Source organism: Azospirillum sp. TSH64, assembly GCF_003116035.1.
Classification (GTDB): Bacteria; Pseudomonadota; Alphaproteobacteria; order Azospirillales; family Azospirillaceae; genus Azospirillum.
This window is the reverse complement of sequence record NZ_LGQW01000015.1, coordinates 248,729-270,686: the sequence shown is the minus strand read 5'-3', so window position 1 is coordinate 270,686 and position 21,958 is coordinate 248,729. Positions and strand designations below refer to the sequence as shown.

The window sequence follows — 21,958 nt, the reverse complement described above, 5'->3', positions numbered from 1 at the left end:
GGCGCTACGGCTTGGGGCTGGCGTCGTCGCCAAAGTGTTCACGCGTGAACACTTTGGACGGCTTGGGACGCGGCCAGAGCCGATCCCGGAAGTCGAGTGCCAGCAGCACCAAGCGCCCGACCACCAGCGCCACCGTGCCCCAGAAGGCCAGCTCCTGCGCCGGCCCATGCAGGGCATCGAGCCACCAGTTCATGGTGCCGCCGATGGTGACGATGACGCCATCGGTGGCCGCACGGCTGGTGAGGCCGTGCATGATGTCGTCCACATGCATGGTCATGCTGCCAACTCCTCGGTGAGATTGGCCAGCCTCTGCCAGCCAGTCTCGAAATAGCGGCGGTCGCGCTCGATGCCGATGAAGCGCCGGCCCGTGGTCAGAGCGGCATGGCCAGTCGAGAAGCTGCCAGCGAAGCAGTCCAGCACCGTCTCACCAGCCGGGCAAACCGTGCCGATCAGCTCGGCCAGCAGCTCCACCGGCTTCTCCGTCGGATGGGCGCCGAACCGCACCGGCGCATGGCGCAGCACGTTGGCGACGTTCCGGCGCAACGGCTCGCTGCCCTTGCCCTTGGTGAAGTGGTGGATCAGCTCGTGCTGAAGCCTGAAGTGGGTGCCCATGCCGAAATAGGTCTTGTCCCACACCAGCAGCCCCACCCGCTTCAGGTCGGCGCTTTCCATGGCGTCAGCCGCATGGCCGGACAGGAACAGCGCGGCCTCGCCCCCATCGATGGCATCGGCCAGATGATCGCCCATGCGCCAGTCGATGAAGGCCAGCACATGCCCGCCCGGCTTCAGCACCCGCTGCCATTCCATGGCGCAGCTGCGCAGCAGATGCAGAAACCCACGCGTGCTCAGGCTGTCGGAGCCGAACCACCGACCCGGATCGCCCTTGGTCGACCGGGTCATGGTCTTGGCATAGGCCGTTTTCCCAGCCTCACGCGTGGCGCCGCTGGAATAGGGCACGTCGGTCAGCACCAAACTGACCGAACCGTCGGGCAGATCCTGCATCCGCTCGATGCAGTCGCCCAACAGCAGCGTTGCCGCGCCGATCGTCACCGAGGTGGCCGCAGTCGTGTTCTGTTTCATGCTGGTGCGCTCACAGATTTGCGAGGTCATGGCTCACGGGTTGCCACGCCGCTTCTTGGGAATCGCGGCGGTAGAAGCGCACATAGCGCGATGTGCTTTCGATCATCACGGAATCCGCGATGGCCTTCATCGCGCGTTCCCATCTCGGATCGGCGATCTCGACGCGGCGCAGCGCGAAAACGCTTTCGCGCGAGACCTTTCCCTCTTTGTCCGTGCGGAACGCGTGTTCGACCAGCACGCGGATGTTGTCGTTGGTCTCGGTCGCCCATTCCCTGATGCATTCATCGATCAGAGATTTCGCGACTTGCAGTTCAGGACCGAACCGCATGTGGTCGGTCACCTGCACCTTTATTTGCAGGCGGCCGTCGTAGCTGGTGAAAGTCATGTTTCCGCGTTTTCCGCCGACTTTCACTTCGTATTTTTCATGGAGCAGCGCAACGAAGGTGTCCACGTCGCCAAACACGGCCGCCTTGAAGGCACGCATTTGCGCCGACAGCGCATCGGCCTTTTCCATCAGGCCGCGCACGAATTGGTCCTCCAGGAGGTCACTCGCGCGCACCTTCCGCGCAGGGATCATCCGCCCTTGACGATCCTCGTAATAATCCGGGCGCACGGCCTCCGGCGTTACACCGACCGCAATGGCTTCCGGCTGCGCATCAGAGTGCGACATCGTTGTATTCCTTGATGTTTTTCGTGATGCACCGGCGGTGCGTGTAACGTCAACGGGGCGACCGTGTAACGGCCGAGCTTGCGATAATCCCTCTTTTCGCAAACTCAGCTTTCCATTCCGAGGGACCGCACGGCACCGTCACTCTTCGGCGACAAGGCGTGCGGTCTGTCCGGCCAGGTCGGCCCGGTTGTCGTCGTAACGCATCGTGACCTTGGGATCGCGGTGCCGTGCGAAGGACTGTGCGGCCCGCAGGTTGCCATTGGTGGCATCCAGCGCGCTGGTGATGGCGGCATGGCGCAGGCCGTGCGGGCGCGTCCGGATGCCGATGTCATCCCCGAGCCGCTGGACGATCTGATAGACCGCCGCCCCGGTCAGCCGGCCGTCGCCGGCGCCGGCGTTGTCGAGACGATAGAAGAGTGGGCCGGGATGTCGGCCGCGCGCCCCGATCCACTCGTCCAACGCCGCCTGGGTGGCGTCGGGCAGCGTGATCGGCTCCCGCTGAAGCCGCCCTTTGCCAAGGATGGACAGGGTGGCGGCCGCCGGGTCGTAGTGCTCCAGATCCAGCGAGACCACCTCGCCGCGGCGAAGCGCCGTGTCGTGGAGCAGCCGGACGATGGCGGTATCGCGCACCCCCTTGGCGTCGCTGCGCTCCTGGGCTTGAGCGATCATCGCCTTGACCCCGTCGCGGCCAGGGCCGCGGGTGTCGCGGTAGGCGGCGGCGTCGACGTTCTCGACCTCCAGATCCCACCCGACCAGGCCGAGCGTCTTGCCGAGCTGCACCAGCGAGCGCAGGGCGGCAAGACGCCGGTTGATCGTAGCCGGGGCCAGGCCGCGGGCATCCAGGCTGGCGCGGTAGCCCAGCACCAGGGCGTTGGCCTGACCGGGGGCCAGGGCGAGCAGCTCGCGCGCCACCCGGTCGATGGTGTCCGCATAGGCCGCCGTCGCGGGTTGGGCCGCGACCCATGCGCGGAAATCTTCCAGGTCGCGGCGATAGGCCGCCACCGTGTTCGCTTTGCGGCTGGCCAGGAAGGCGTCGATCAGCCCCTCCTGGATGCGGTCGAGCGGCAGCGCCGCAGCCAATCCCACCGGGGCGACGCCGTTGGGCATTCGGGTCAGGTCACCCATCGGCGCCTCGCAAAACCGGAAATGGTTTCCGCTTGTAACCGGAAACCATTTCCGGTAGCGTCTCCTTGTAACCGGAAATGGTTTCCGGTTCAGACCCGAAAAGGATCAACGATGAGCAAGCCCACCACCGCCGCCGCCGCCGCCGCAGTCGGCGAGAGCCTGATGGACGATCTGGCCGAAATCAGCAACCTGCTGGCCGAGGCCCGGACCGAGCTGGAGAAGGGCAACCTCAACGGCGCGGTCGGCGCCGGCGCCGCGGCGGAGACCGCGGTCACCCGGGTTGCCGCCCTGTACCCTGCCTTCATGCTCCTGCTGCGCCAGCAGCAGCCCTAAGCGGCCTGGGCCGGCGCAACAGCGCCGGCCCCGACCACGCTGGGATTGCCACCGCCCTGGGTGCCCCCTACCATCCCCCGTCAACTCGGGGACCGCTATGGCAGACACGCGCACCATCACCACCCTGCTCGCCGCCGGCGGCCGTCGGCTGCTCGTCGGTTGGTCCGACGGCATCGAGCATGACCTCGATCTGTCCGGCCGCGCCGAGGCGCCGCCAGACGATTCCGCGTTCGCCCAGGCCGAGGCCGGCCCGGACGGCGTCCGCTGGCCCGCCGGCGGGCTGCTCACCGCGGCCGAGCTGTGGGACCTGGGGCTGGCCCAGGCCGCCGATCGGCTGGTCGGCTGGCGCAGCGGGCACCACCTCACACAGACTCAGGCCTGCGCCATCCTCGGCATCACCGACCGCATGCTGCGCAACTACGAAAAGCGGGCCTACCCGATCCCCAGGTCTATCCTGCTGGCGCTGGATGGCTATGACGCGCGTCTCGGGCTGCCGGTCAGGCCGGCGCCAGAGCGGTCAGGCACTCCGGCACGTTCGTGATCACCAGTTCTCCGGCCTTGACGCCGTTGCTCGAGCCGACGCTGTAGGTCGTCTCCACCGGTGCGAACGCGAAGCGGCCAAACATGGCGCGGACCTGGGGCGTGTCGTTGATCGTCATGACGAAGCGCCCTTTCAGCTCGCCCAGGATTGTCGCCAGGATCTCGAAGTCGGGCCGACCGAACAGGTTCTTCCCATAGTCGCCCTCGCTATTCCAGTAGGGCGGATCGAGGAAGAACAGCGTTTCCGGTCGGTCATAGCGGGGAATGAAAGCCGCGTACGACAGGCACTCGATCACCACACCTGAGAGGCGCTCATGCACCTCGTTGAGGACGGGGCCGAGGCGCTGCAAGTCAAAGCGTCCCGGCGAAGATGGGGTGACGCCGAAGGTTCGGCCGGACACTTTGCCGCCAAAAGTGAGCTTCTGCAGGTATAGGAAGCGCGCGGCACGCTCGATGTCTGTCAGCGTGTCGGGGTCCACGTCCACAAGGCGCTCGAACTCGACGCGACTGGTGATGCCGAACCGCATGTGGTCGAGCAGGAACACGTAGTGCCGCTGCAGGATCCGGAACAGGGTGGCGACGTCCCTGGAATAATCGTTGATCACCTCTGCCGGCGCCGCGTGATAGCGCCTGAAAAACACGCCGCCCATCCCCACGAACGGCTCCGCATAGGTGCGGTGAGGGATTTTCTGCAGCAGCGGCACCAGGCGCTTGGCGAGGTTGCGCTTGCCCCCGATGTAGCCGGCAACCGGGCTTACTGGGCGGACCGGGCGGAAACTCGTATCCATCATCGCTCCCTGGGATCACCCGGGCCAAAAATGCGAAGGCCCGCCGCGGCATCTGCCGGGCAGGCCTTCGTTTACACGCAATTCGTCCAGGTCACTCTGTCAAGATATTGATCCTATTTCAAGGAAAATCATCCCAAGGCCGAGCCGGGGCGGCAAAGCCGGTGACGGTGTGGTCCCGCAGATACCGGCCTTGAAGTGACCGCAACAGCGCCGTCATGCCATCATGCCATTCCGCATAATCGCAGTTGGCCTCGATGATCTCCGCGTCGCTGTGCTCAGGCTCCAACGCGCACCAACGCACCAGCAGCTCCCTTCCGCCCTGATCGTCGGGGCGGAACTGGAAGTCCTGTTCCTCTGCCGAGATCCGGCGGCGACCGTGGGCGTCGAACAAGGATTGTCCCCGTGCCACATAGCGCGCGGCCAGCTCTGAGCGAAGCGGGGTCGGCTGCCACTCCTCTTCGATCACGTGGCGGTATCGGCCTGGCCGGTCGGACGGCTGCCGGCACGCCACCAGCGGCTGCCGCAGAGACAGCCAGTCCGGCCGCGTTCCGGCCTTTCCATGGGATCGGACGAGGCGCCGCTTGCCCATGGGCAATGCCTCGATGGCGGTGGCCACGGTTTCGGCATCGGGTGGGATCCGTGGGGCGATGCCGCGCGTCGGACCGCCGCCATCCAACCGGGTGCCGACGGCGCCGATGGCGGCCAGCCGGGCACAGCTGTCGACACCCCAGGTACCCGGGTAATCGGAGCCGCTCAGATGGCGGCGCTGGTTGCGGATGCCGAACTGGGCGGCGGCCTCGATTACATGTAGGGTGCTGCCATCGCGTAGCGCCTGCTGGTCCCGGCAGGCCCACACCACCAATTCCTCCAGGTCAAGAGGACGGCGCCGATCCTGCACCGAATGGACATAGGCGACGGCCATGGTCAGGCCGCCGCCCGGATGGGCAAGTCCGAGCTGGAAAGGCTTTGCCCGAACAGACGGACAATGCCCACCACCAGCGTGTCCAATGCTTCCTGGGGGATCAGGCTGGGATCGATCCGGCCACAGGCCTGCAGATAGCGTGCTTTTGCGAAGAGGTCATCGGCATCGGCGATCTCGCCGGCAACGAGAAGCCGCTCCGACCGGCTACATGCATCATCCGCCGCTGGCGAGTCGGCCGCCCCGGATAGCGCCAGGAAATCTAGCAGGGCCGGCAGCAACGGCGTAGCAGGGACGGGCATTCAAACCTCCGGCGACCGCCTGACGGCACACATCCGCCAGGGTCGTTAGGATTGTTTGCCCAAAAGGATTACCAATTCCTTGCGACAAATTGCTCGGACAGGGTTTTTTGTTGCTTTTCCCCATCCCGGTCTCGCGGAACCGCTGTCAACCGATCAATGTTCTTGAAAAGTTCTTATGCAGCGCCATCCTGACGGCCAGTGTCAGTAAAAAGGAGGAAGCCATGTGCGAGCCGCAATTGGTCTACATGCGTTCGTGCCCAATTGCCTCATACGATGCTGTGATCTCGGCAGGCTTCCCCAGCCCGGCCGCCGACTATGTCGAAGGCCGCATCGACCTTTCGGAGGTGCTGGTGCCGCATCCCAGCGCCACCTTCACCCTGCGCATCTCTGGCCACAGCATGACGCGCGCCGGCATCCACGATGGCGACTTGGCGATCGTCGACCGAAGCCTGACGGCCCGGCATGATGACGTTGTGGTTGCCGTGCTGGATGGTGAGCTGGTGTGCAAGCGCCTGCTGGTCCGCCGGGGGCGCTATTACCTCGCACCGGAGTCGGATGATCGCGCGTATCAGGTCATCGACGTCACCGATCGCCGCGACTTCGAAGTCTGGGGCGTCGTCAGCGCGACCATCCGGATCCACCGGGGCTGACGATGGCCAGCACCTTCGCCTTGGTGGACTGCAACAATTTCTATGTGAGCTGCGAACGGGTCTTCAACCCACGGCTGGAGGGGGTGCCGGTCGGCGTGCTGTCGAACAACGACGGCTGCTTCGTCGCCAGGTCGGCCGAGTTGAAGGCGCTTGGCGTCACCATGGGCCAACCCCTGTTCGAGGTGCGCGACCTCGTCCGCCGCCACAATGTCCGGGTCCTGTCCAGCAACTATGCCCTCTATGGGGATTTCAGCGCCCGCGTGACCGATTGCCTGCGGGGCTTTGCTCCGGCTCTGGAGGTCTATTCGATCGACGAGTCGTTCCTCGATCTTACGGGAATGACGGGCTCCCTACCCGCCTATGCCGCCGATATCCGCCGAACGGTGCGGCGCTGGACCGGCATTCCGACCTGTGTCGGGATCGCCCCTTCCAAGACGCTGGCGAAACTGGCGAACTTCGCAGCCAAGAAAGCCTTCCGAGATGATAGCGGCGTCTGCGACCTGACCAACCCGGACATTCGGGAAGTGATCCTCGAGCGGGTGCCAATCGCCGAAGTGTGGGGCATCGGCCGGCGATCGGCCGATAAGCTGGAGCGGCTGTCCGTGCATACTGCGGCCGACTTGCGCGACCTCGACCCTCGGCTCGCCCGTCAGGTGCTGACGGTGACCGGAGAAAGGCTCGTCTATGAGCTGCGCGGCATCGCCTGCATGCCGCTTGATCTGGCGCCTGGCCCACGCAAGACCATCGCGGTGACGCGCTCGTTCGGCCAGCCGGTGACGGAGTGGGATGAGATGCGCGAGGCGGTGGCCACCTACGCCACCAGGGCGGCCGAGAAACTTCGTGCGGAAAAGCTCGCGACCGAAGCCATCCAAGTGTTCTGCCACACCTCGCCATTCCGCCCCGGTCCGAGCTACAGCAATGCGGTAACCGTGGAGGTGCAGCCGGCGAGCAGCGACACCTTCCAACTGATCGCTGCGGCAACTGCCGGCGCCCGCCGGATCTGGCGTGACGGCTACGATATGAGCAAGGCCGGCGTGATCCTGACCGGCCTTATCCCGGAGGGAAAGGTGCAGCCCGACCTGCTGCAGGTCGCCGATCGACAACGCGGCGCGAAGCTGATGGCCGCGCTCGATGCGGTCAACACCAGGATGGGACGGAACACCCTGGTGCCGGCGGCCACCATCGGCCGCTCTTGGCACATGCGTCAGGACCAACGTTCGCCCAGCTACACTACGAAGCTGGACGAAGTGCCGGTGGTTCAGGCCTGACGATCTGGTGCGCCGGACCAGACAGATAGTAACGTTTGTACGTCGGCAGGCCTGAGAAACCCCCACAGCCTGCGCCGAGCTACATACCTAACGGTTTGTCTGGTGCCCGCCACAGCCTCTGCGATGGTTGTTGCTCTTTTCAAAGCATAAACTTTGGCTAGAATTCACAGAAGCATGGCAGAAAGTTTGCCTGAAATTTTGCGATCAGGGGATTAGCGACATGGCTGTGTGGTGGGTAAATGTGGGTCAAGAATACAAATCTCAGCGGGAGGCAGGGGTTCTTTGGTGCCCGAACAAAACCAGAAGAAAAGATGGATCTCTGACAGAACCTCAGTGGCACTGGGAGATGATGGCATCGGTGAAGGTCGGGGAGGTGATTGTATGTTGCCGGAAAAATTTGATAACGGGTTTGTGTGTTGCCAAAGAAACTGCAATCCCCAACTCTGAAAAACCGCTGGGTTTGGATGCACAGCACAAGAAATGGCACGAAATTGGATGGAAGCTTCCGGTCGAGTTTATAGACGCCAAGCCGGCTTTGGACAGAAAAGACACCCTTTCAGGCATAACCTTGCCAAAGGAGCATCGAGGACCATTTAGTTCTCGTGGCTTAAACCAGGTCTATTTCTGCCAAATCCCAGTCTCTGTTGCTAGCAAAATTGTTGAGGCTATATCTGCAAACATACAAGGAGTGTCGGGGATCGGCCTCGAAACGCTTGTTGCTCGATCGGTACCCGATAAAACAACACGTACAGCAGTAGTGGAAGCGCGCGTCGGCCAAGGACAGTTTCGCAGTGACTTGATGAAAATATGGTCAGGCAAATGCTGCGCCACGGGAACTTCTCGCCCTGAAATGCTCCGGGCATCGCACATTGTTCCGTGGAGTGAATGTGATAATGCCGACCGGATAAATCCTTACAACGGGCTCCTCTTGAACCCAAGCTATGATGCAGCTTTCGACAAAAACCTCATTACATTAGACGATAATGGAAATTGGCTTGTATCGCCGGATTTAACGCCAGAAGAATGCAGACGTGCTGGGCTCGGCAACCCTAAAGACCATTCCGTGAGTGGTTTAACTGAAAAGCATCGCGAATATCTGAGGTCGAAAAAGAAAAAGTGCACATGGGTGTCAACTGAAGGTTCAACCAGCTCTCAGAAATAATGCGTTAATCTTAGTGCATTCATTAACCGACCAGAGCAGACCGGACTGAGGGTATCGATTGTATCGCAGCAGACCTAACGCATCTTGCAGGCTGCGCCAAGCTACATCGTAACGGTCTGTCTGGTCCGACCCATTCGTGACATGACAAACCCATAGGGAAACTCACTCTTGCAAAGCCATCTTGACGACACCTCTCCACCATAGAACACTCTGTGGAGTTGCATCAGTCAGGTGGCTTTTCCATGTCAGGCGACAAATACGAATGGCTTATCGGAAACCCGCCACCCTTGCTTGAAGAGCATAGCCGAGCCAAGCACGCTGTGCTGCGTGCTTACTTACGGCGATATATCGAAGTCCTGACTTCAAACCCTACACATGACAGGCTGAACCTCACATTAGTCGACGGTTTCGCTGGCGGTGGGCTGTACACGTACGAGACCGGGCTCGCCCCCGGATCGCCGATCATCATGTTGAATGAGATTGCGGCGATGCAGGCCGAGTTTGATCTGGCTCGACGGAAGCCTTTCCACCTCAACGCCAACTTCATCTTTGTCGAGAAGATGGCCTCCAGCGTTGAGTTCCTCCGGAACGAAATCGCTACCGGCCCACACGCCAAGCGACTCGACCAAAGCGCTCATATCATCAACTCGACATTCGAAGAACAGTGCTCCACCATTCTTGAAAAAGTAAAGTCACGTGGACGAGCGCATAGGGCTATTTTTTTTCTAGATCAGTATGGATACAACACAGTATCCTTCTTCTCGATCCGCCGCATCCTCACAGAACTGGAACATCCGGAAATCGTCTTAACCTTCAGCGTCGATGCGCTTATCAATTATCTGTCTAACGACGAGGCATTCCTAAAAGGTATTCTGCCGACAGGGCTTACAAGGGATGACGTACTGCACATGTTGCAGATTAAGAGTGAACAGCGCGGTTGGCGCTGGATGATCCAGCATTTCCTATATGAACGGATCGTCGCGTTGACTGGTGCACCGTTCTATACCTGCTTTTATGTGAAGTCCCCAGAAAGCCATCGATCCTATTGGCTCCTTCATCTGTCCACCCACCCGAAAGCACGGGATGAAATGGGCGCGCAGCATTGGGAGCTACACAATCACTTCGTGCATCATGGGCGTGCCGGTCTGCGCATGCTGGGGTACGACTCGACACGAGACAACGCCCAACCCGAATTAGATTTCATGTTCCAATTCGATGAACAGGCCAACACCCTGTCTCAGTCCGCTCTGTTGGCCGAGTTGCCCCCTCTCATCCACGCAATATGCCAGAAGAATGGCACGTCAATTTCGGTCGGGGAGTTGTACCGCACCATCTGCAATCAGACACCGGCCATTTCACTACAGATGTCCGACGTCCTGGTCGCCTTGAGGCAGGAAAACGAAGTGCAGTTACTGACGGCCGAAGGTCGACCGATGCCACGCGCTACGAAGCTGGATTGGAAGGACCGAGTACAGATCACTGACCAACCAACCTTCTTCAGCTTCCGTCCTCCAGCGCGCTGACCGTCGACGTCAGGGAGCTGCTGCCGCCGGGTATTCATCCCAGGTTCGGCCGCTATAGGTGCGGCCGGCTGCCTTCTTGTTCCGGCCCCCCCACTGCTTGAAGAAGAAGGCGGTGCCGTGTGCCTTGCAGGCATCGTGGATGGTATCGATCCAGGCGCTTTCCATCGGCCTGGCCTTGGGACCCGACTCACCGCCGACGATCGCCCAGTCGATGCCGCTCAAGTTGGCATTGTCCACCGGCCCGATCAGCGGCTCGAAGGAGACGAAGCGAACCGCCGCCGGCGTGATGCGTAAATGGTCGATCCGTTCCACATACTGGCCATCTTCCACGCTGGTACCGAGCCATACGTTGGGGAGGACCGCAAACTCCGGCTGGGCGAGCAGGCTGGCCATCCGCTCGGGCCGCTTGGTCAGGATCTGGTAGGTGTGCCAATGGGCATCGGCCATGGCCTCCCACACGCGCCGAACGAACTCCACAGGAACCGCCTCGTGGAACAGGTCGCTCATCGAATTGACAAAGATACGCTGCGGCTTCTTCCAACTGCGGGGAGCCTGTAATGCCGCCTCATCGAGGTTAATCCGCCCGGTCCAGACAGCCCGGTCACCACTCCGCCGAGTGGTCCCGGCATATTTGGCCGTGCCCATCGCCTCCAGCCGAGCAGCCATCCGCATGGCATAGCAATTGGTGCAGCCGGGCGAGATCACCGTGCAGCCGGCAACCGGGTTCCAGGTTGATTCCGTCCACTCGATCGATGAGGTCGCCATGTCCCATTCCCTTTGGCATTCGCCTGGCGCCTGCGGCGCCAACAGGCCGTGATCTTACAGAACCAGCGGGGCGTGTGAATCCCCTTCGCCAATCGCCAGCCGTGATATTAACGCATAGAAAGAACAAAGGTAGAACATTTGAAATGTCAGGTCCATCTTGAACAACTCGGAACGTTGGCAGCAGGCGAGCGTGAACGGCGATCGTCCTACTCTGGTTATTGAACGTCCTCCATCCGGGTCGCCCCGGACGATCGACCGAGCACCCCGTTATGCAGTTCCACCACATGCCGCACCACGTCGGCCGCCGCCGGATCCGGCGCCACCATCACCAGCAGGTAGCGGCGCACGCCGTCCAGCTCGACGGTGATGGCCCCCGGATCGTTCGGGTCCGTGCTCCACGGCAGCGACAACGCCGCCGCGAAGCGTGCCTCGCGCGGCGCCGGGACCGGAGCGGCCCCCTCCCCCACCGGCCGGGCCGGCGCCGGCGTCACCGCCGGCACCTTCAGCGCCTCCACCTCCCCTCTCGTCACCGCCGGGTGGATCGTGCCGGCGTCCAGGGCCTGTTGGCGGGTGTCGTCCGGCAGGGTGGCGATGGCGTAGAGGGTGCTCATCGCTTCCGGCAGACGGTCCAGCGGCACCTGCCCCTCGTCCACGAAGACGGCGATCTCGCGCAGCTTGCGGGCGGTGGAGGTGCTGAACGGAAGGTCGGTCGCCACCATCGCCTCGTACTCGCCATGAGGCAGAGCCGCCTTGGCCTCGTTCAGGCGGCGGCCGACGGCGATGGTCGCCTCCAGAGCGTTCGACCATTCGCGGCGGATGTCGGCGGCGAACTCGGCCCGCGTGGTCAGCGGGCGCGGGGTGGCCAGCATCGACAGGCGGGCGTCGCCCAGGCTGCGGCGGGCGGGCGGCCTGGGATTGTGCTTCGGCCCGGAACCGGGTCGGGACATGGGGTCAGCCCTCCATCGCGGCGGACAGGTGGAGCCAGAGGTCGCGGAACAGCGGGCCGGTGCGGGTGCCTGGGATCTCCGCGGTGCCCAGCCCGGCGATGAAGCTGCGCGACACCTCCTGAAGCTGCGGGATCTCCACCGGCGCCACCGCCCCCATGGCGGAGACGATGGCGCGGGCGTCGGCGGTCTCGCGCTGGCGCGGGACGACCTGGCTCAGCAGCAGACGCAGCGGCCGGCGCCGGGCGCGCAGGTAGGGCAGCATGGCCTGCATGCTGACCAGATCCTCCGGGCCGGGGCGGACGGGCACCAGCACCAGATCGGCGCAGTCGAACAGCAGGGCGGTCGCTTGGGGGAAATTCTCCACCGCGGTCGGGGTGTCGATCACCAGCAGGTCGAGGCCGGGCGGAGTCGGCCGCTCCGTCACCGCGCCCAGCGGACGCTGTTCGTGGAGGATCGCGGCGGCGTCGGCCGGGCGCAGGCCGTGCCAGTGGGTCAGCGAGCCTTGCGGGTCGGTGTCGAGCGTGCCCACCCGCCGGCCGGCGACGGCGGCCGCGACGGCCAGATTGCGGACGGTGGCGGTCTTCGGACCGCCGCCCTTCCCCTGGACCACCAGGATCGTCCTCATGCCCGGTCCCCCTGCCCGGCCCGGCCCGCCTGGGCGGCGATGGTCTGGCGGATGAGGGTCGCCTCGCGTTCCAGGATTTCGGCGATGGTGTCGAGCGGAGAGTTGATCGCCTCGGTCGCGGCCTTCAGCGCCTTCAGGGCGTCGCTGTGGGCCTTGATGGCGTGCATCAGGCGGAAGCCCTCCTGCCGCAGCTCGGGCGGCAGGGCGCGCAGATGGGCAAGGGCGAGGTCCATGCTCTCCTCGCGCGTCCGGGCGGGCGGCGGGGGCAGAGCGGCGGGCTCATCCGGCCGGGCGGCGGACAGCGAGGCGATGTCGATCCGCTCGCCCCGGCGCAGACGGTCGAGCGCCCGGTCGGTCAGGGCGGAGCGCGCCCGTTGCTCCTCCTCCTGCCCGATCCGGCGGGCGCGGCGGTCGATGGCGTCGAGGTCGGCGCGGGTGAGGACCGGCGCCAGGGCGGGATGCGCGGCCCCGCCGGTCACGGCGTCGAACAGCTCGACGATCTGGATGGTGACAGTGATGGCGCGTTCGGTCTCGGCCTTGGTGCAGAGATAGACGGCCTGCTTCTTCGTCAGCCAGAACTCGGTGGCGGGGCGACCCCTTCCGGGATTTTGCCGCACGGTGCGGCAAATTCCGCCAAGCCGCTCCAAGGTGTCAATATGGCGCTCGATCAGGGGACGAATATCGCGGGGCTTCTTGAAGCCCAGAGCTTCGGCAAGGCGCAGGTCAACGATGCGCGGCTCGCCGTTGGTGGCTGTGTCGATGTCGGACAGAGATAACGCGGGCATGACTTGCCCGTTGTCGCCCATGGCTTCCATGGCGATGCCCTCCTATGCGGCGTTGCCGGCAACAGGAGGGCTTCTGAGGACCGCCCTGGCGCCGGGGGTTCAGAACCTGCATAGGTCAGGCCGGACTATTCCCCTTGCGGGTGTTGTATTATCCGACCCCCGGCAAAGGGGCATGCTACGGACAGAGTCCGAGCATGAAAAGAGCCACTTCGCGAAAACGCGCGGGTGGCTTGCCGCCTATGGGGAGGTTCTGAGGCTCCGGGGGAAGGGTCGCTCCGTTGGGGCGGCACGTCAAGGACAATCTAAACGAGATTATTACTGTCATTTCTTCCCTTTATTTGGCAAGCATGTGCCTATCCGCGTTTTGCTCCCGAAACAGGAGGTCGAACCCCACCTCGACGCTTAATTTTTGCGGCTACTCGGAAGATGTCAGGCATATTGATCTTATCTGCCGACCGTTCTTCAACAACTCCGATAGTTTTAAGAGATTCAATCAGGGCGTCCTCTTCAGAAAAGAAAGAGTGCTCTAGTTCAATTGGACCTGGCCGTTTGCTTTTCTCAGTTATCTCTTTGATAACTTTCACTGTTTTCCTTTCGCGCCATCTGTCTATAAATTGGCTCTGATGACAAGGAACCTCGAGTCCTGCAAGATCTTCGAGGGTTTGCAAAATCCATGGGTAATCTTCCTGAAGCTGCGCAACTCGAACTGTCGAAGCTTGTTGCACCCCCTCGCGAATACCGACGTAATCAATAGCGGTCGATACTGGCCTATTTCGAGACTGCGCAGCGCGTTGCAACGCAATCAGGAAACTGCGAGGAGTTGTCTCACCAAAAGCATCAGCCAGATGATCGATAATCCAAGTGTATGTACGGCCACGACGACGATCGGACCCCATAAACTCTCCAGCTATTGCATTAAATACCGCAATCTGGTCATCCTTATCGTCAAGGTATTCAGGAGATGCCCTCCTACCCACAACTTCCTTAACTATTCGCGAAAATGCGCCACTTGCTTCATCACTATTATTAATTAATGTATAAAGAAGACCGTACAACTCTGTTGCATGCCATTCGAGGTCGACCTTTCCAGCACGCATTTTTGAAGCATCTGGGAATTGAAATAGAGCCGGATCCTTAACCTGATCCGTTCTCATAAATACTTTGGCTCGCATCGCTCGAAACCCCAACATATCAAGCGCCAGCCTGAGTATTCCCTCCGTAAGAGGCTGAATTTCAGACCAAGTTTTCCCTAACTGATCAAGAGCATCAAAAACCAATACAAACGTAAATCCATTTGCTGTAAAATATTTGTCTGCAGAGCGCAGAATTTCCTCAGCATCCTCAACTTCTTCTGACATCCAATTAATGGTATCAATGATTTTATTGTGAGGATTGTGACCAATAAACGGCGAAACTGCCCGGAACAATACTGCATTCCAAATATCGTATGTATCAATCCCACTCCGAAGAAGCCTTTCGAGCAATCTCGGAGACGGCGCAACACCTTCGTCCTTTCCAGCTGCCTGATGAAAACCAAGCTCCACCTTCATAGAATTGAGGCGAAGCTTCGGGTAATCATCGGCCACAGAAAGGCGAGACACCTCATCGGCCAAAACGCCAGACCAGACGCTCTTTCCAACCCCTCTATTTCCAACGACTAAAGGACGGTTCGGATCTAAAGCGTTGGCATGGGCAGAAGGTGCGTACAAATCACCCAAAGGCAATGGTGAATTGGCCTCAGACGAAGCTCTGGGGTCAAGTGAGCGCAAAAAGATGCGGATTGCTTCGAGGTCATCGTTCTTGGTCATTTGAAACCTAGTCGGTCTGACAAAGCAGAGAGGAAGGGGCCGAACGTTCGATTATATATCGGCTCGGCAAATTGTTCACGCTTCGCAAGCGGGTCGAATTCGAAATAGCTGGGGTCCACTAGAATTGGCCAAGCATAATGTGGAGCAGTTGAATCATCTAAGTCAAAACTGAAAGATGTCTCAGCATCAGCTTCATCAACCCCTAGTTCATCATAAAGATGATCAGCAAACAGCTCAAACGCGTGATCACGAAACCGCGCCCATGCTTTAGGATCCGGAGCTGCCTTTGCGTGAACCATTTTAATACGGAAGCGCCAATCGTCTTCAGAAGTCTCAGGCTTGAAGCGAGCTAAGTGGGACAGAAAGTAGCGATATCCTTCCCACGTCTGCGGAGCATCAATTCCGAAAAATAAGACATCGGCACCCAATCCCTGAACGGTTGCCGCTGTTGTCTCATTGAGACCAGCACGCGCATCAACAAAAATCGCGTCATAGCTACCATTGCGGCACAAATCTTGGATCATCGCTCGGGTCTGATCTAAAAAAGTAAGAGCCTTACTTCCGTTGGGCTCTATGTCTTCGAGATATGCTCGAGACAATTTCCCAATCACGTTTTGTGGAAAATCGTAACACCGTTGACCAACGGCAGGCACAATCATTACCTGCCCTTGACCATCAGTAAGGGGACTTACTGCAACCATACGGTTAAGGAAGTTGTCATCAACATTGCCTCGACCATTCTCAACATAGTAATCAAGAGCACCAAATTCCGGAATACTTCCCTCAGGCAAAAACATTCCACCCAAGCCAGGAGCTTCAAGATCTAAATCAATAGCGAGAATAGATTTCCCTCTCGAAGCAAATTCAGCGCATGCTACGGAAAGCGCAGTCGACCGGCCCACTCCACCTTTGTGACTAGCAAAAACAACAATCGGAGGCACACCAGGAATGCTAGGCTGAATATCACGCAGCCAATCTTGACCAACAAGACGACGCTCAATCATACGGACAAAATACTCACCGCTGGAGCACTTAACAAACTCCCAGCGATCATGAATATCATCCGCAAGACTTTCATCAAACAATTCTTCAGGCGTGCCAACACCAACACTTCCCGCATATGTACCAACTATATTAAAGATAGATATTTCCAACACTCTTCGAATGTCCGAAGGGATGTCCTTCCGCAAAATCAACGTAAGAGAACCTTCAGCATCACGAAGGATAGCGTGGTCCTGAAGAGCCTCCACACCCAAATACTGAACGAAAGACTCTACAATTAGGGGCAAAGCATCGTCGTAATAAGTATTTTTATTAGCCATTGAATTTTAACCCCTTCTCTGAAGATTAGCTTCAGCCATGAGAAGAATTGCGTGATCACGCCATTTGGTGAAATCGTTTCTTCCAACCGCTGTATCATCGGCATATCGAAGATGGACTTTCCATCCACCCATCAATCCCGATGTGCGAAGCAAATTAAGCATACCAACGTCACGCCGTCCCGTTAGATGGGTTCTCGCAATCCCAATCAAGGCAGGGAGATGACCTTCAACCCTCTGTAGAGTAGGTTTTATTGTTCTTATGCGATGTTTGATGGCGCACTCGGCAGCGAAGCCAATTAAATGCCCTGCCCCACCCCAACGCTCGCCATCGGCTAAAATTTCAGCGTCTTCCAGATGACGGATTGCTGCTACACCGTAATCGTCCCCCACCATGCACCGCCTTCGCTCATCAGCTCTACTTCGTTGATATGCTTTTAGAGCTTAGCCGGCAAGCCGCTCCTTTTCACGATGGACACAGGCCGAGCGAACGCTCGCGAGGTGGGAATGGATCGTCCAGATCAAAGCAGAGCTGCCGGTCGGGGCGACGGCAGCACAGGGCGTCAAGCCGGACGGGCATAGCTCAGGCCCTACCCTCGATCAGCGGGAAGGCCGAATCGGAGGCAACCGGCGGAACGGCGACGGTGATGTCCACCGCCTCGACATGGAACAGCCGCAGCAGCTCCAGCTCGTAAGCCGCTCGAATCCGGTCGGCGACGCAGCGATTCGGCGCGGTGACGGTCAGCCTGCGATCCCCGGACAGCCCAAGCCTGCATCCCCGGAACCACGTCGCATGCTGGACGGCGCCGATCCGGCGGGCGATCCGGGCGTGGCCGTCGCATTCGATGGCGGCGGCGGATGGCGGCGGGCTGGTGCCGCCGCTCGCGTGTGGGCTCGCGCGCGGGGGTTCACGGGTTTTATCACAGGGTTTGGCCGACACCGGTGTCGGGCGATGAAGACCGGTTCCGGCGGGCGATCCGGGGGCGGTTGGCGGGCGTTCGGCGCTTTGGCCGACTCCCGTGTCGGCGACACCGCTGTCGGGCGATAGATCGTCGGACGGATCGGGGGCGTCGCCGGCCGGGCCGTACTCGCGCTCCAGCCAGTCCAGGCACAGGCGCATGCGGGTGGGCTGGCCCCGGCCGCCGGCGCGGTCGCGGACGATGACGCCGGCGGTCAGTAGCGCGCTGCGCGCCCGCTCCACATCTCGGGTGGACAGGGCGCAGAGCCGCGCCACCGCCTCCACCCCGGTCCAGGTCAGCAGCAGGCCCAGCGCCTCGAACATCTGGCGGTTGACGCGCTCCAGCATCACCAGGGCGACCAGCTTATCGCGCGGCTTCAGCGCCGGGCAGGCCAGAACGGCGCAGCGGAACCGGCCGACGGTCTCGCGGAAGGCGGCTTGCGGTTTGGCGGCGGGGGTTGCGGGGGTGGTTGAGGCGGATGGCGAGGACATGGGGGCACCTCCCCGGCGGCGCGGTGGCCGGCCGGCGGCAATGCGGCTCCCTGGGGGCGCACGAGTCCGTGGCTGCAAGGAACAGCGGATTTTAATCCTGAATTCTGATACCCTCCGGACACGCATCGCCGCGTTCCCGCCGTGGGCACGGCAGGGGCTTGGGCATTGGCGATGATTGTGGTCCTAGCGGGGCGGCCTCGGCGGGGCCGTCCCGTCTCAGGGCGGGGCGCGCGGATACAAGGCAAGGCTCCGGCGTTCACCGCCGCGCGGGCGCGCAACGGTGGGGACAGGACGGGTGCGGCGCGGCCACCGGCAAGGGCAGACGCTGGGCACCGGATGACGGGGGCTTACGGGGAGAAGCCGGCGCCGGTCAGGGTGGCGCGCGTGGCGATGCCATCGGGCAAAGCTCCAGGGTTCACCGGCGCGGGGGGCGCGCGGCGTCGGGGGGTGAAGACGCGCATCGCTTCCGGCCGTCTGGCGGCCGAAAGCGGCGCGGTCTTCAAAGTCGATGGGGGCGGCTGACTGGCGACCGTCGAGCGGACGCACGGCGGGCCGCGCGCCATGGCGCAGCCGGCGCGATGGCGGGCCAGAGGGCGGGCCTCGCGGGGGAAGCCGTTGGTTTTCTGGATAGATCTGGGATCCGAAGGGGGGCTGGCTCTCGGGCGGCGCCCGATCATGCGGATCCCCGCTGCGGGGATGCCGGCCGTAGGGCATGCAGGCGGTCGGTGGCGCGCTGCATCAGCGCCAGCAACTCGGCCGCGTCGTCGTCGGGCAGATCGGCGAGGGAGTCGCGGTGGCAGAGCGTCCGCACCAGGCGGTCGACGCTGCACCATGTCACCGCGGCGGCGGCCTCGAAGGCTGGCCAGGCGGCCAGGACGGCGCGCTGCGCGTCGGTGAGGGCCGGGTCAGCGGGGGGCATAACCGGCCCCAGGCAGGGAAAGCGGCCGGAGTCGGATGGCGATTCCGGCCGCGGCCGCTCCGCCGGTACGGACAAGGAACCCGGCGGAGCGGTGGCTGTGGCGACGGGTGGCCGGACTCGGGACGCTCCCGATTGACCGGGCCGGGTGGCCGACGCCTGATTCGGCGATGGGACAGCGTCGCGCCCAAGCCGGAGCTTCGGGGTTGCGCAGTCGCTCAGTGCGAGCGATGCTTCCCGCCGAAACAACCGAGGGTGTGGCGTCTTGCCGGATCTCCCTGTTCATGTCCGCCTCTTTTTCCGCGGCCTTCCCAGGATCGGCGCGCAGAGGCCGCTGCTGGCCAGCGCGACGGGATCGGTCATGAAATCGTGGGGAATCACCGCCTCCATGGCCCGCAGGGTCGTGGCGGTGGGGTTGCCTTCCTGGCGGAGCACGTCACGCACGGTGCTGGGCGGCACGGCGGCGGCTCGGCCGAATGACTCCGCACTCCAGCCCTGATGCCGGGCGAAGGCGCAGATCCGATGAATCGAGGCATCGATGTGCATGACGTGCTTCATGCCCATCAGGATTCAACGCTATACCGTGAATGTCAAGGGGGCTCATCGGTGCTGCACGAGATAGATTCATCGGCACAGCGTTCTCGCGCTTTTGCACGGGGTCCGCATAATGCCGGCATGGATACGCCGCCCAAGACCGACATCGCCGCAGCACTCAATCGTGTTCTTCAGACGCACAAGGAGCGTCTGCGGTCCAAGAACCATTGGGCTGGCCTGTCGAAGCTGCCAGCCACAACGGTTCTGGACGCGTTCAATGGCGCCAACAGCACCATCGACACCCTGACCAAGCTGGCGGAAGGCGCGGGCCTGTCGCTGGCCGAACTGCTGGCCTATGGCGATCCCGACTGGGAAATGCAGGTGAAGACCCGCCGGACCTTCCGCTCATGGTCTACCGAGGATTTCGATGCCCTGATCCGGGTTCTTGAGCGGCGCACCTAGCCGCCCGGCTCCGGCGCATCCTCATCCAGCGATCGATCAGCGGCAGGATCTTGTCCTCGCCGTCGCGGCGGCACAGCTGCGTCACCAGCTCGACCGCGCGATCCTCGCGCGCCTTGCGATGCGATAAGTCTTCGGTCTTTTCGTTCTTCGGTGTGTTCGGCACCGCCAACCCCCCATAAATCAACACTCTACCGGGGCCGGCCCCGGTAGGCGGACAGGTGTGCGGCTGGGCACGGGTGCGCGCCCCGGCTCAGCACGGCTCATCGATGCGGTTGGCAGCCGCGTGGGTGGGGAGATGGCGTCTCCCCGCCTCCGCCTTCCTGGATGGGAAGGCGCGAGGCCGCGGCATCCTATGGCACCGCCCCGCCTGGGCAAAAGAAATAGTTGCATCGTTTCTCAACCGGTTTCCACAAGTTGCGAGATGGCGGTCGGCGGCGAAGGCGGTCCCGCCGGGCGGCGCCCGGCGGGGGCTTCAGAATGGTCGCTTTACCGTGATTTTTGCCATTGACGAAATCACGGTATACCGCCCATCCTAATACAGGGTATGGCGTGAACGCCAGCACCCTTGGATGCAGGCGCTGTTGGAGTGCGACCGATGAAGGGAGCGATCAAGGTCCCGTTGCAACGCAGGGACGGGCCGCAGAATGTGGCGATGGAACGGAGCTTCGGCGATCTGTCCGGGAAGATGGAGCGCACGTTGCGCCACATGGCGCCGGCGCTGCCGAAGGACGGGGCGACGCCGCTGGTCACCTACAACGTGGTGATCGCCAACCGCCGGATCTCGCACCGGACCTCGATGCGGCTGGACGTGACGTCCTGGCTGCTGCTCGACCACATTGCCGAGCTGGAGGGCTACGCGAACCGCGACGTGCTGGTCAGCGCGGTGCATGAGCGGTTCCACGCCACCGATCTGCCGCTGACAGCGATGGTGCGGCTGTTCCTGCAAACCTACACGGCACCGGAGGCGGTGCTGGAGTTCCTGGGGGAGGCGCGGCGGCCATACGGGCGCGGCTTCGTCGCCAGCCCGCTGAAGAACTGACATGACCGGCGCAGGGCAAGAGACAGCCGCCATGGTCGGCCTCGTCCAGTGGCACCTGGAGGAAGCCGGGCAGGCCGAGCTGGAGGCAGGCGAGACCGGCCTCCCCTTCCGCCGGCGGCGCCTGCTGTCCGCCGCGCGCTATCACCGCGACTGCGCCGAACTGGCACAGGAGGAACTGCCGTGATCCCCACTCTTGAGGCAACCGACTGGCAGGTGTGCCACGCGGCGCGGTTCGACACTCCGGCCGACGTCCGCCGGATCCAGTTCCGACAGGGCGAGCGGCTGGTCATCCTCGCCGTGGGCGAGGTGCCAGTCGTCTGCGATATCCTCACCCCCGGCGTCTACAGCGTGGACATCCCCGCCCATTACCCGCGCGCCGTCTTCCCCGTGCTGGTCGTGGCTGTCCCCTCCCCCATCGCCTACCTGTTGGCGCATGGCGGGCCGACGCGGGCGCTGCCGGCCGTCCCGCTGGCCGACCCGCACACGGGAGGTTAGGCATGCCCCGTGCAGCTGTGAACCCTGCCCTCGCCGACCTACTTCCCGATGGCCCATCCTGCACCGTCAAGGAAGCCGCCGCACTGCTGGCGATGCCCCGCAGCGAGGTCTATGCCGCTGTGCATGGCGGAGATCTTCGAGGCCACCGAGTCGGCAAGCGGGGTGTCCGTGTCTACCTTCGGTCGATTGCAGAGTATCAACGGCGACGGGCGATCCCATCGGTCAAGCGAAAGCGCGACTCGGCGCCCCCTGCTGAACCGCCCGTCTCCAAACCCGCGAAGCCCACAGCTGGCCATCGTGAAGCTTTGGCCTTCTTGCACACCCTCGGTGTCGTGAGCGAGCCTTCGAGCCGGAGGTAACCGCCATGAGCGTCTATTTCAGCACTGCCCGCGACAAATGGCTTTACGATTTCGAGTGCGGCGGCAAGCGGTATGCAGGCTACTGCCGCGACCC

27 protein-coding genes are annotated in these 21,958 nt (G+C 62.3%); 10 read left to right on the top strand and 17 right to left on the bottom strand.

Annotated features, from left to right (window positions below):
- Positions 1–4: 4 nt before the first annotated feature.
- From TSH64_RS02680 to TSH64_RS02665, 4 genes are all read right to left on the bottom strand, one after another.
- Positions 5–277, bottom strand: coding sequence for a hypothetical protein (locus TSH64_RS02680; RefSeq protein WP_109095449.1), 273 nt, complete (start codon positions 275–277; stop codon positions 5–7).
- The gene (locus TSH64_RS02675) at positions 274–1,080 is read right to left on the bottom strand and encodes a DNA methyltransferase (protein WP_109095448.1); all 807 of its coding nucleotides are present in this window, start codon (positions 1,078–1,080) and stop codon (positions 274–276) included. Before TSH64_RS02675 ends, TSH64_RS02680 begins: the two co-directional genes overlap by 4 nt.
- A gap of 10 nt (positions 1,081–1,090) precedes the next feature.
- A complete protein-coding gene (locus tag TSH64_RS02670) occupies positions 1,091–1,750 on the bottom strand; it encodes a DUF3164 family protein (RefSeq protein WP_109095447.1) in 660 nt (219 codons plus the stop codon).
- A 138-nt stretch (positions 1,751–1,888) separates the two neighbouring features.
- The gene (locus tag TSH64_RS02665) at positions 1,889–2,875 is read right to left on the bottom strand and encodes a tyrosine-type recombinase/integrase (protein WP_109095446.1); all 987 of its coding nucleotides are present in this window, start codon (positions 2,873–2,875) and stop codon (positions 1,889–1,891) included.
- Between the two features lie 111 nt (positions 2,876–2,986).
- Here TSH64_RS02665 and TSH64_RS02660 point away from each other — a divergent pair, with 111 nt between their 5' ends.
- The gene (locus TSH64_RS02660) at positions 2,987–3,208 is read left to right on the top strand and encodes a hypothetical protein (RefSeq protein WP_109095445.1); all 222 of its coding nucleotides are present in this window, start codon (positions 2,987–2,989) and stop codon (positions 3,206–3,208) included.
- Between the two features lie 97 nt (positions 3,209–3,305).
- Positions 3,306–3,749, top strand: a complete 444-nt coding sequence (locus tag TSH64_RS02655; RefSeq protein ID WP_109095444.1) for a hypothetical protein — start codon at positions 3,306–3,308, stop codon at positions 3,747–3,749.
- On the opposite strand, the gene TSH64_RS02650 is transcribed toward TSH64_RS02655, so the two are convergent.
- From TSH64_RS02650 to TSH64_RS02640, 3 genes are all read right to left on the bottom strand, one after another.
- Positions 3,706–4,536, bottom strand: coding sequence for a DNA adenine methylase (locus tag TSH64_RS02650; RefSeq protein ID WP_247872708.1), 831 nt, complete (start codon positions 4,534–4,536; stop codon positions 3,706–3,708). The two genes, TSH64_RS02655 and TSH64_RS02650, sit on opposite strands and share 44 nt — an antisense overlap.
- Positions 4,537–4,654: 118 nt before the next feature.
- The gene (locus tag TSH64_RS02645) at positions 4,655–5,458 is read right to left on the bottom strand and encodes a hypothetical protein (protein ID WP_109095442.1); all 804 of its coding nucleotides are present in this window, start codon (positions 5,456–5,458) and stop codon (positions 4,655–4,657) included.
- Positions 5,459–5,460: 2 nt separating this feature from the next.
- A complete protein-coding gene (locus TSH64_RS02640) occupies positions 5,461–5,757 on the bottom strand; it encodes a hypothetical protein (RefSeq protein ID WP_109095441.1) in 297 nt (98 codons plus the stop codon).
- A gap of 110 nt (positions 5,758–5,867) precedes the next feature.
- Between TSH64_RS02640 and umuD the strand changes: the two genes are divergently transcribed.
- The 4 genes from umuD (at position 5,868) to TSH64_RS02620 (ending at position 10,360) form a co-directional block, all read left to right on the top strand.
- Positions 5,868–6,407, top strand: a complete 540-nt coding sequence (umuD, locus tag TSH64_RS02635) for a translesion error-prone DNA polymerase V autoproteolytic subunit (RefSeq protein ID WP_247872707.1) — start codon at positions 5,868–5,870, stop codon at positions 6,405–6,407.
- Positions 6,408–6,409: 2 nt separating this feature from the next.
- On the top strand, positions 6,410–7,675 hold the full coding sequence (locus TSH64_RS02630; protein WP_109095439.1) for a Y-family DNA polymerase: 1,266 nt from the start codon (positions 6,410–6,412) through the stop codon (positions 7,673–7,675).
- 220 nt (positions 7,676–7,895) lie between these two features.
- On the top strand, positions 7,896–8,837 hold the full coding sequence (locus TSH64_RS02625; protein ID WP_109095438.1) for an HNH endonuclease signature motif containing protein: 942 nt from the start codon (positions 7,896–7,898) through the stop codon (positions 8,835–8,837).
- 242 nt (positions 8,838–9,079) lie between these two features.
- On the top strand, positions 9,080–10,360 hold the full coding sequence (locus TSH64_RS02620; RefSeq protein WP_109095437.1) for a three-Cys-motif partner protein TcmP: 1,281 nt from the start codon (positions 9,080–9,082) through the stop codon (positions 10,358–10,360).
- Between the two features lie 9 nt (positions 10,361–10,369).
- On the opposite strand, the gene TSH64_RS02615 is transcribed toward TSH64_RS02620, so the two are convergent.
- The 10 genes from TSH64_RS02615 to TSH64_RS02580 form a co-directional block, all read right to left on the bottom strand.
- Entirely contained in the window at positions 10,370–11,125 is a 756-nt protein-coding gene (locus TSH64_RS02615) for a DUF5131 family protein (protein ID WP_109095436.1), read from the bottom strand.
- Positions 11,126–11,340: 215 nt separating this feature from the next.
- Complete coding sequence (locus TSH64_RS02610) at positions 11,341–12,072, bottom strand: DUF3102 domain-containing protein (RefSeq protein WP_109095435.1); 732 nt, start codon at positions 12,070–12,072, stop codon at positions 11,341–11,343.
- A gap of 4 nt (positions 12,073–12,076) precedes the next feature.
- On the bottom strand, positions 12,077–12,697 hold the full coding sequence (locus TSH64_RS02605) for an AAA family ATPase (protein ID WP_109095434.1): 621 nt from the start codon (positions 12,695–12,697) through the stop codon (positions 12,077–12,079).
- Positions 12,694–13,482, bottom strand: coding sequence for a hypothetical protein (locus TSH64_RS02600; RefSeq protein ID WP_247872706.1), 789 nt, complete (start codon positions 13,480–13,482; stop codon positions 12,694–12,696). Before TSH64_RS02600 ends, TSH64_RS02605 begins: the two co-directional genes overlap by 4 nt.
- A 353-nt stretch (positions 13,483–13,835) precedes the next feature.
- The gene (locus TSH64_RS35235) at positions 13,836–15,290 is read right to left on the bottom strand and encodes a hypothetical protein (RefSeq protein WP_146207981.1); all 1,455 of its coding nucleotides are present in this window, start codon (positions 15,288–15,290) and stop codon (positions 13,836–13,838) included.
- Complete coding sequence (locus TSH64_RS35230; RefSeq protein ID WP_146207980.1) at positions 15,287–16,612, bottom strand: hypothetical protein; 1,326 nt, start codon at positions 16,610–16,612, stop codon at positions 15,287–15,289. The genes TSH64_RS35235 and TSH64_RS35230 overlap by 4 nt, the downstream gene beginning before the upstream one ends.
- Before the next feature lie 6 nt (positions 16,613–16,618).
- A complete protein-coding gene (locus tag TSH64_RS35225) occupies positions 16,619–17,005 on the bottom strand; it encodes a hypothetical protein (RefSeq protein ID WP_146207979.1) in 387 nt (128 codons plus the stop codon).
- Positions 17,006–17,192: 187 nt separating this feature from the next.
- Positions 17,193–18,059, bottom strand: coding sequence for a hypothetical protein (locus tag TSH64_RS02590; protein ID WP_109095431.1), 867 nt, complete (start codon positions 18,057–18,059; stop codon positions 17,193–17,195).
- A gap of 673 nt (positions 18,060–18,732) precedes the next feature.
- Entirely contained in the window at positions 18,733–18,978 is a 246-nt protein-coding gene (locus tag TSH64_RS02585) for a hypothetical protein (RefSeq protein WP_109048453.1), read from the bottom strand.
- Between the two features lie 279 nt (positions 18,979–19,257).
- Positions 19,258–19,521, bottom strand: a complete 264-nt coding sequence (locus TSH64_RS02580) for a hypothetical protein (RefSeq protein WP_109452186.1) — start codon at positions 19,519–19,521, stop codon at positions 19,258–19,260.
- A gap of 129 nt (positions 19,522–19,650) precedes the next feature.
- On the opposite strand from TSH64_RS02580, the gene TSH64_RS02575 reads away from it, so the two are divergent.
- From TSH64_RS02575 to TSH64_RS02560, 4 genes are all read left to right on the top strand, one after another.
- Positions 19,651–19,971: a hypothetical protein gene (locus TSH64_RS02575; RefSeq protein WP_109048454.1), complete on the top strand. Its 321-nt coding sequence runs from the start codon at positions 19,651–19,653 to the stop codon at positions 19,969–19,971.
- Between the two features lie 595 nt (positions 19,972–20,566).
- Positions 20,567–21,010, top strand: a complete 444-nt coding sequence (locus tag TSH64_RS02570; protein ID WP_109095430.1) for a ribbon-helix-helix domain-containing protein — start codon at positions 20,567–20,569, stop codon at positions 21,008–21,010.
- 31 nt (positions 21,011–21,041) lie between these two features.
- On the top strand, positions 21,042–21,194 hold the full coding sequence (locus tag TSH64_RS35555) for a hypothetical protein (RefSeq protein WP_158285329.1): 153 nt from the start codon (positions 21,042–21,044) through the stop codon (positions 21,192–21,194).
- On the top strand, positions 21,191–21,505 hold the full coding sequence (locus tag TSH64_RS02560; protein ID WP_109095428.1) for a hypothetical protein: 315 nt from the start codon (positions 21,191–21,193) through the stop codon (positions 21,503–21,505). The genes TSH64_RS35555 and TSH64_RS02560 overlap by 4 nt, the downstream gene beginning before the upstream one ends.
- Positions 21,506–21,958: the final 453 nt, after the last annotated feature.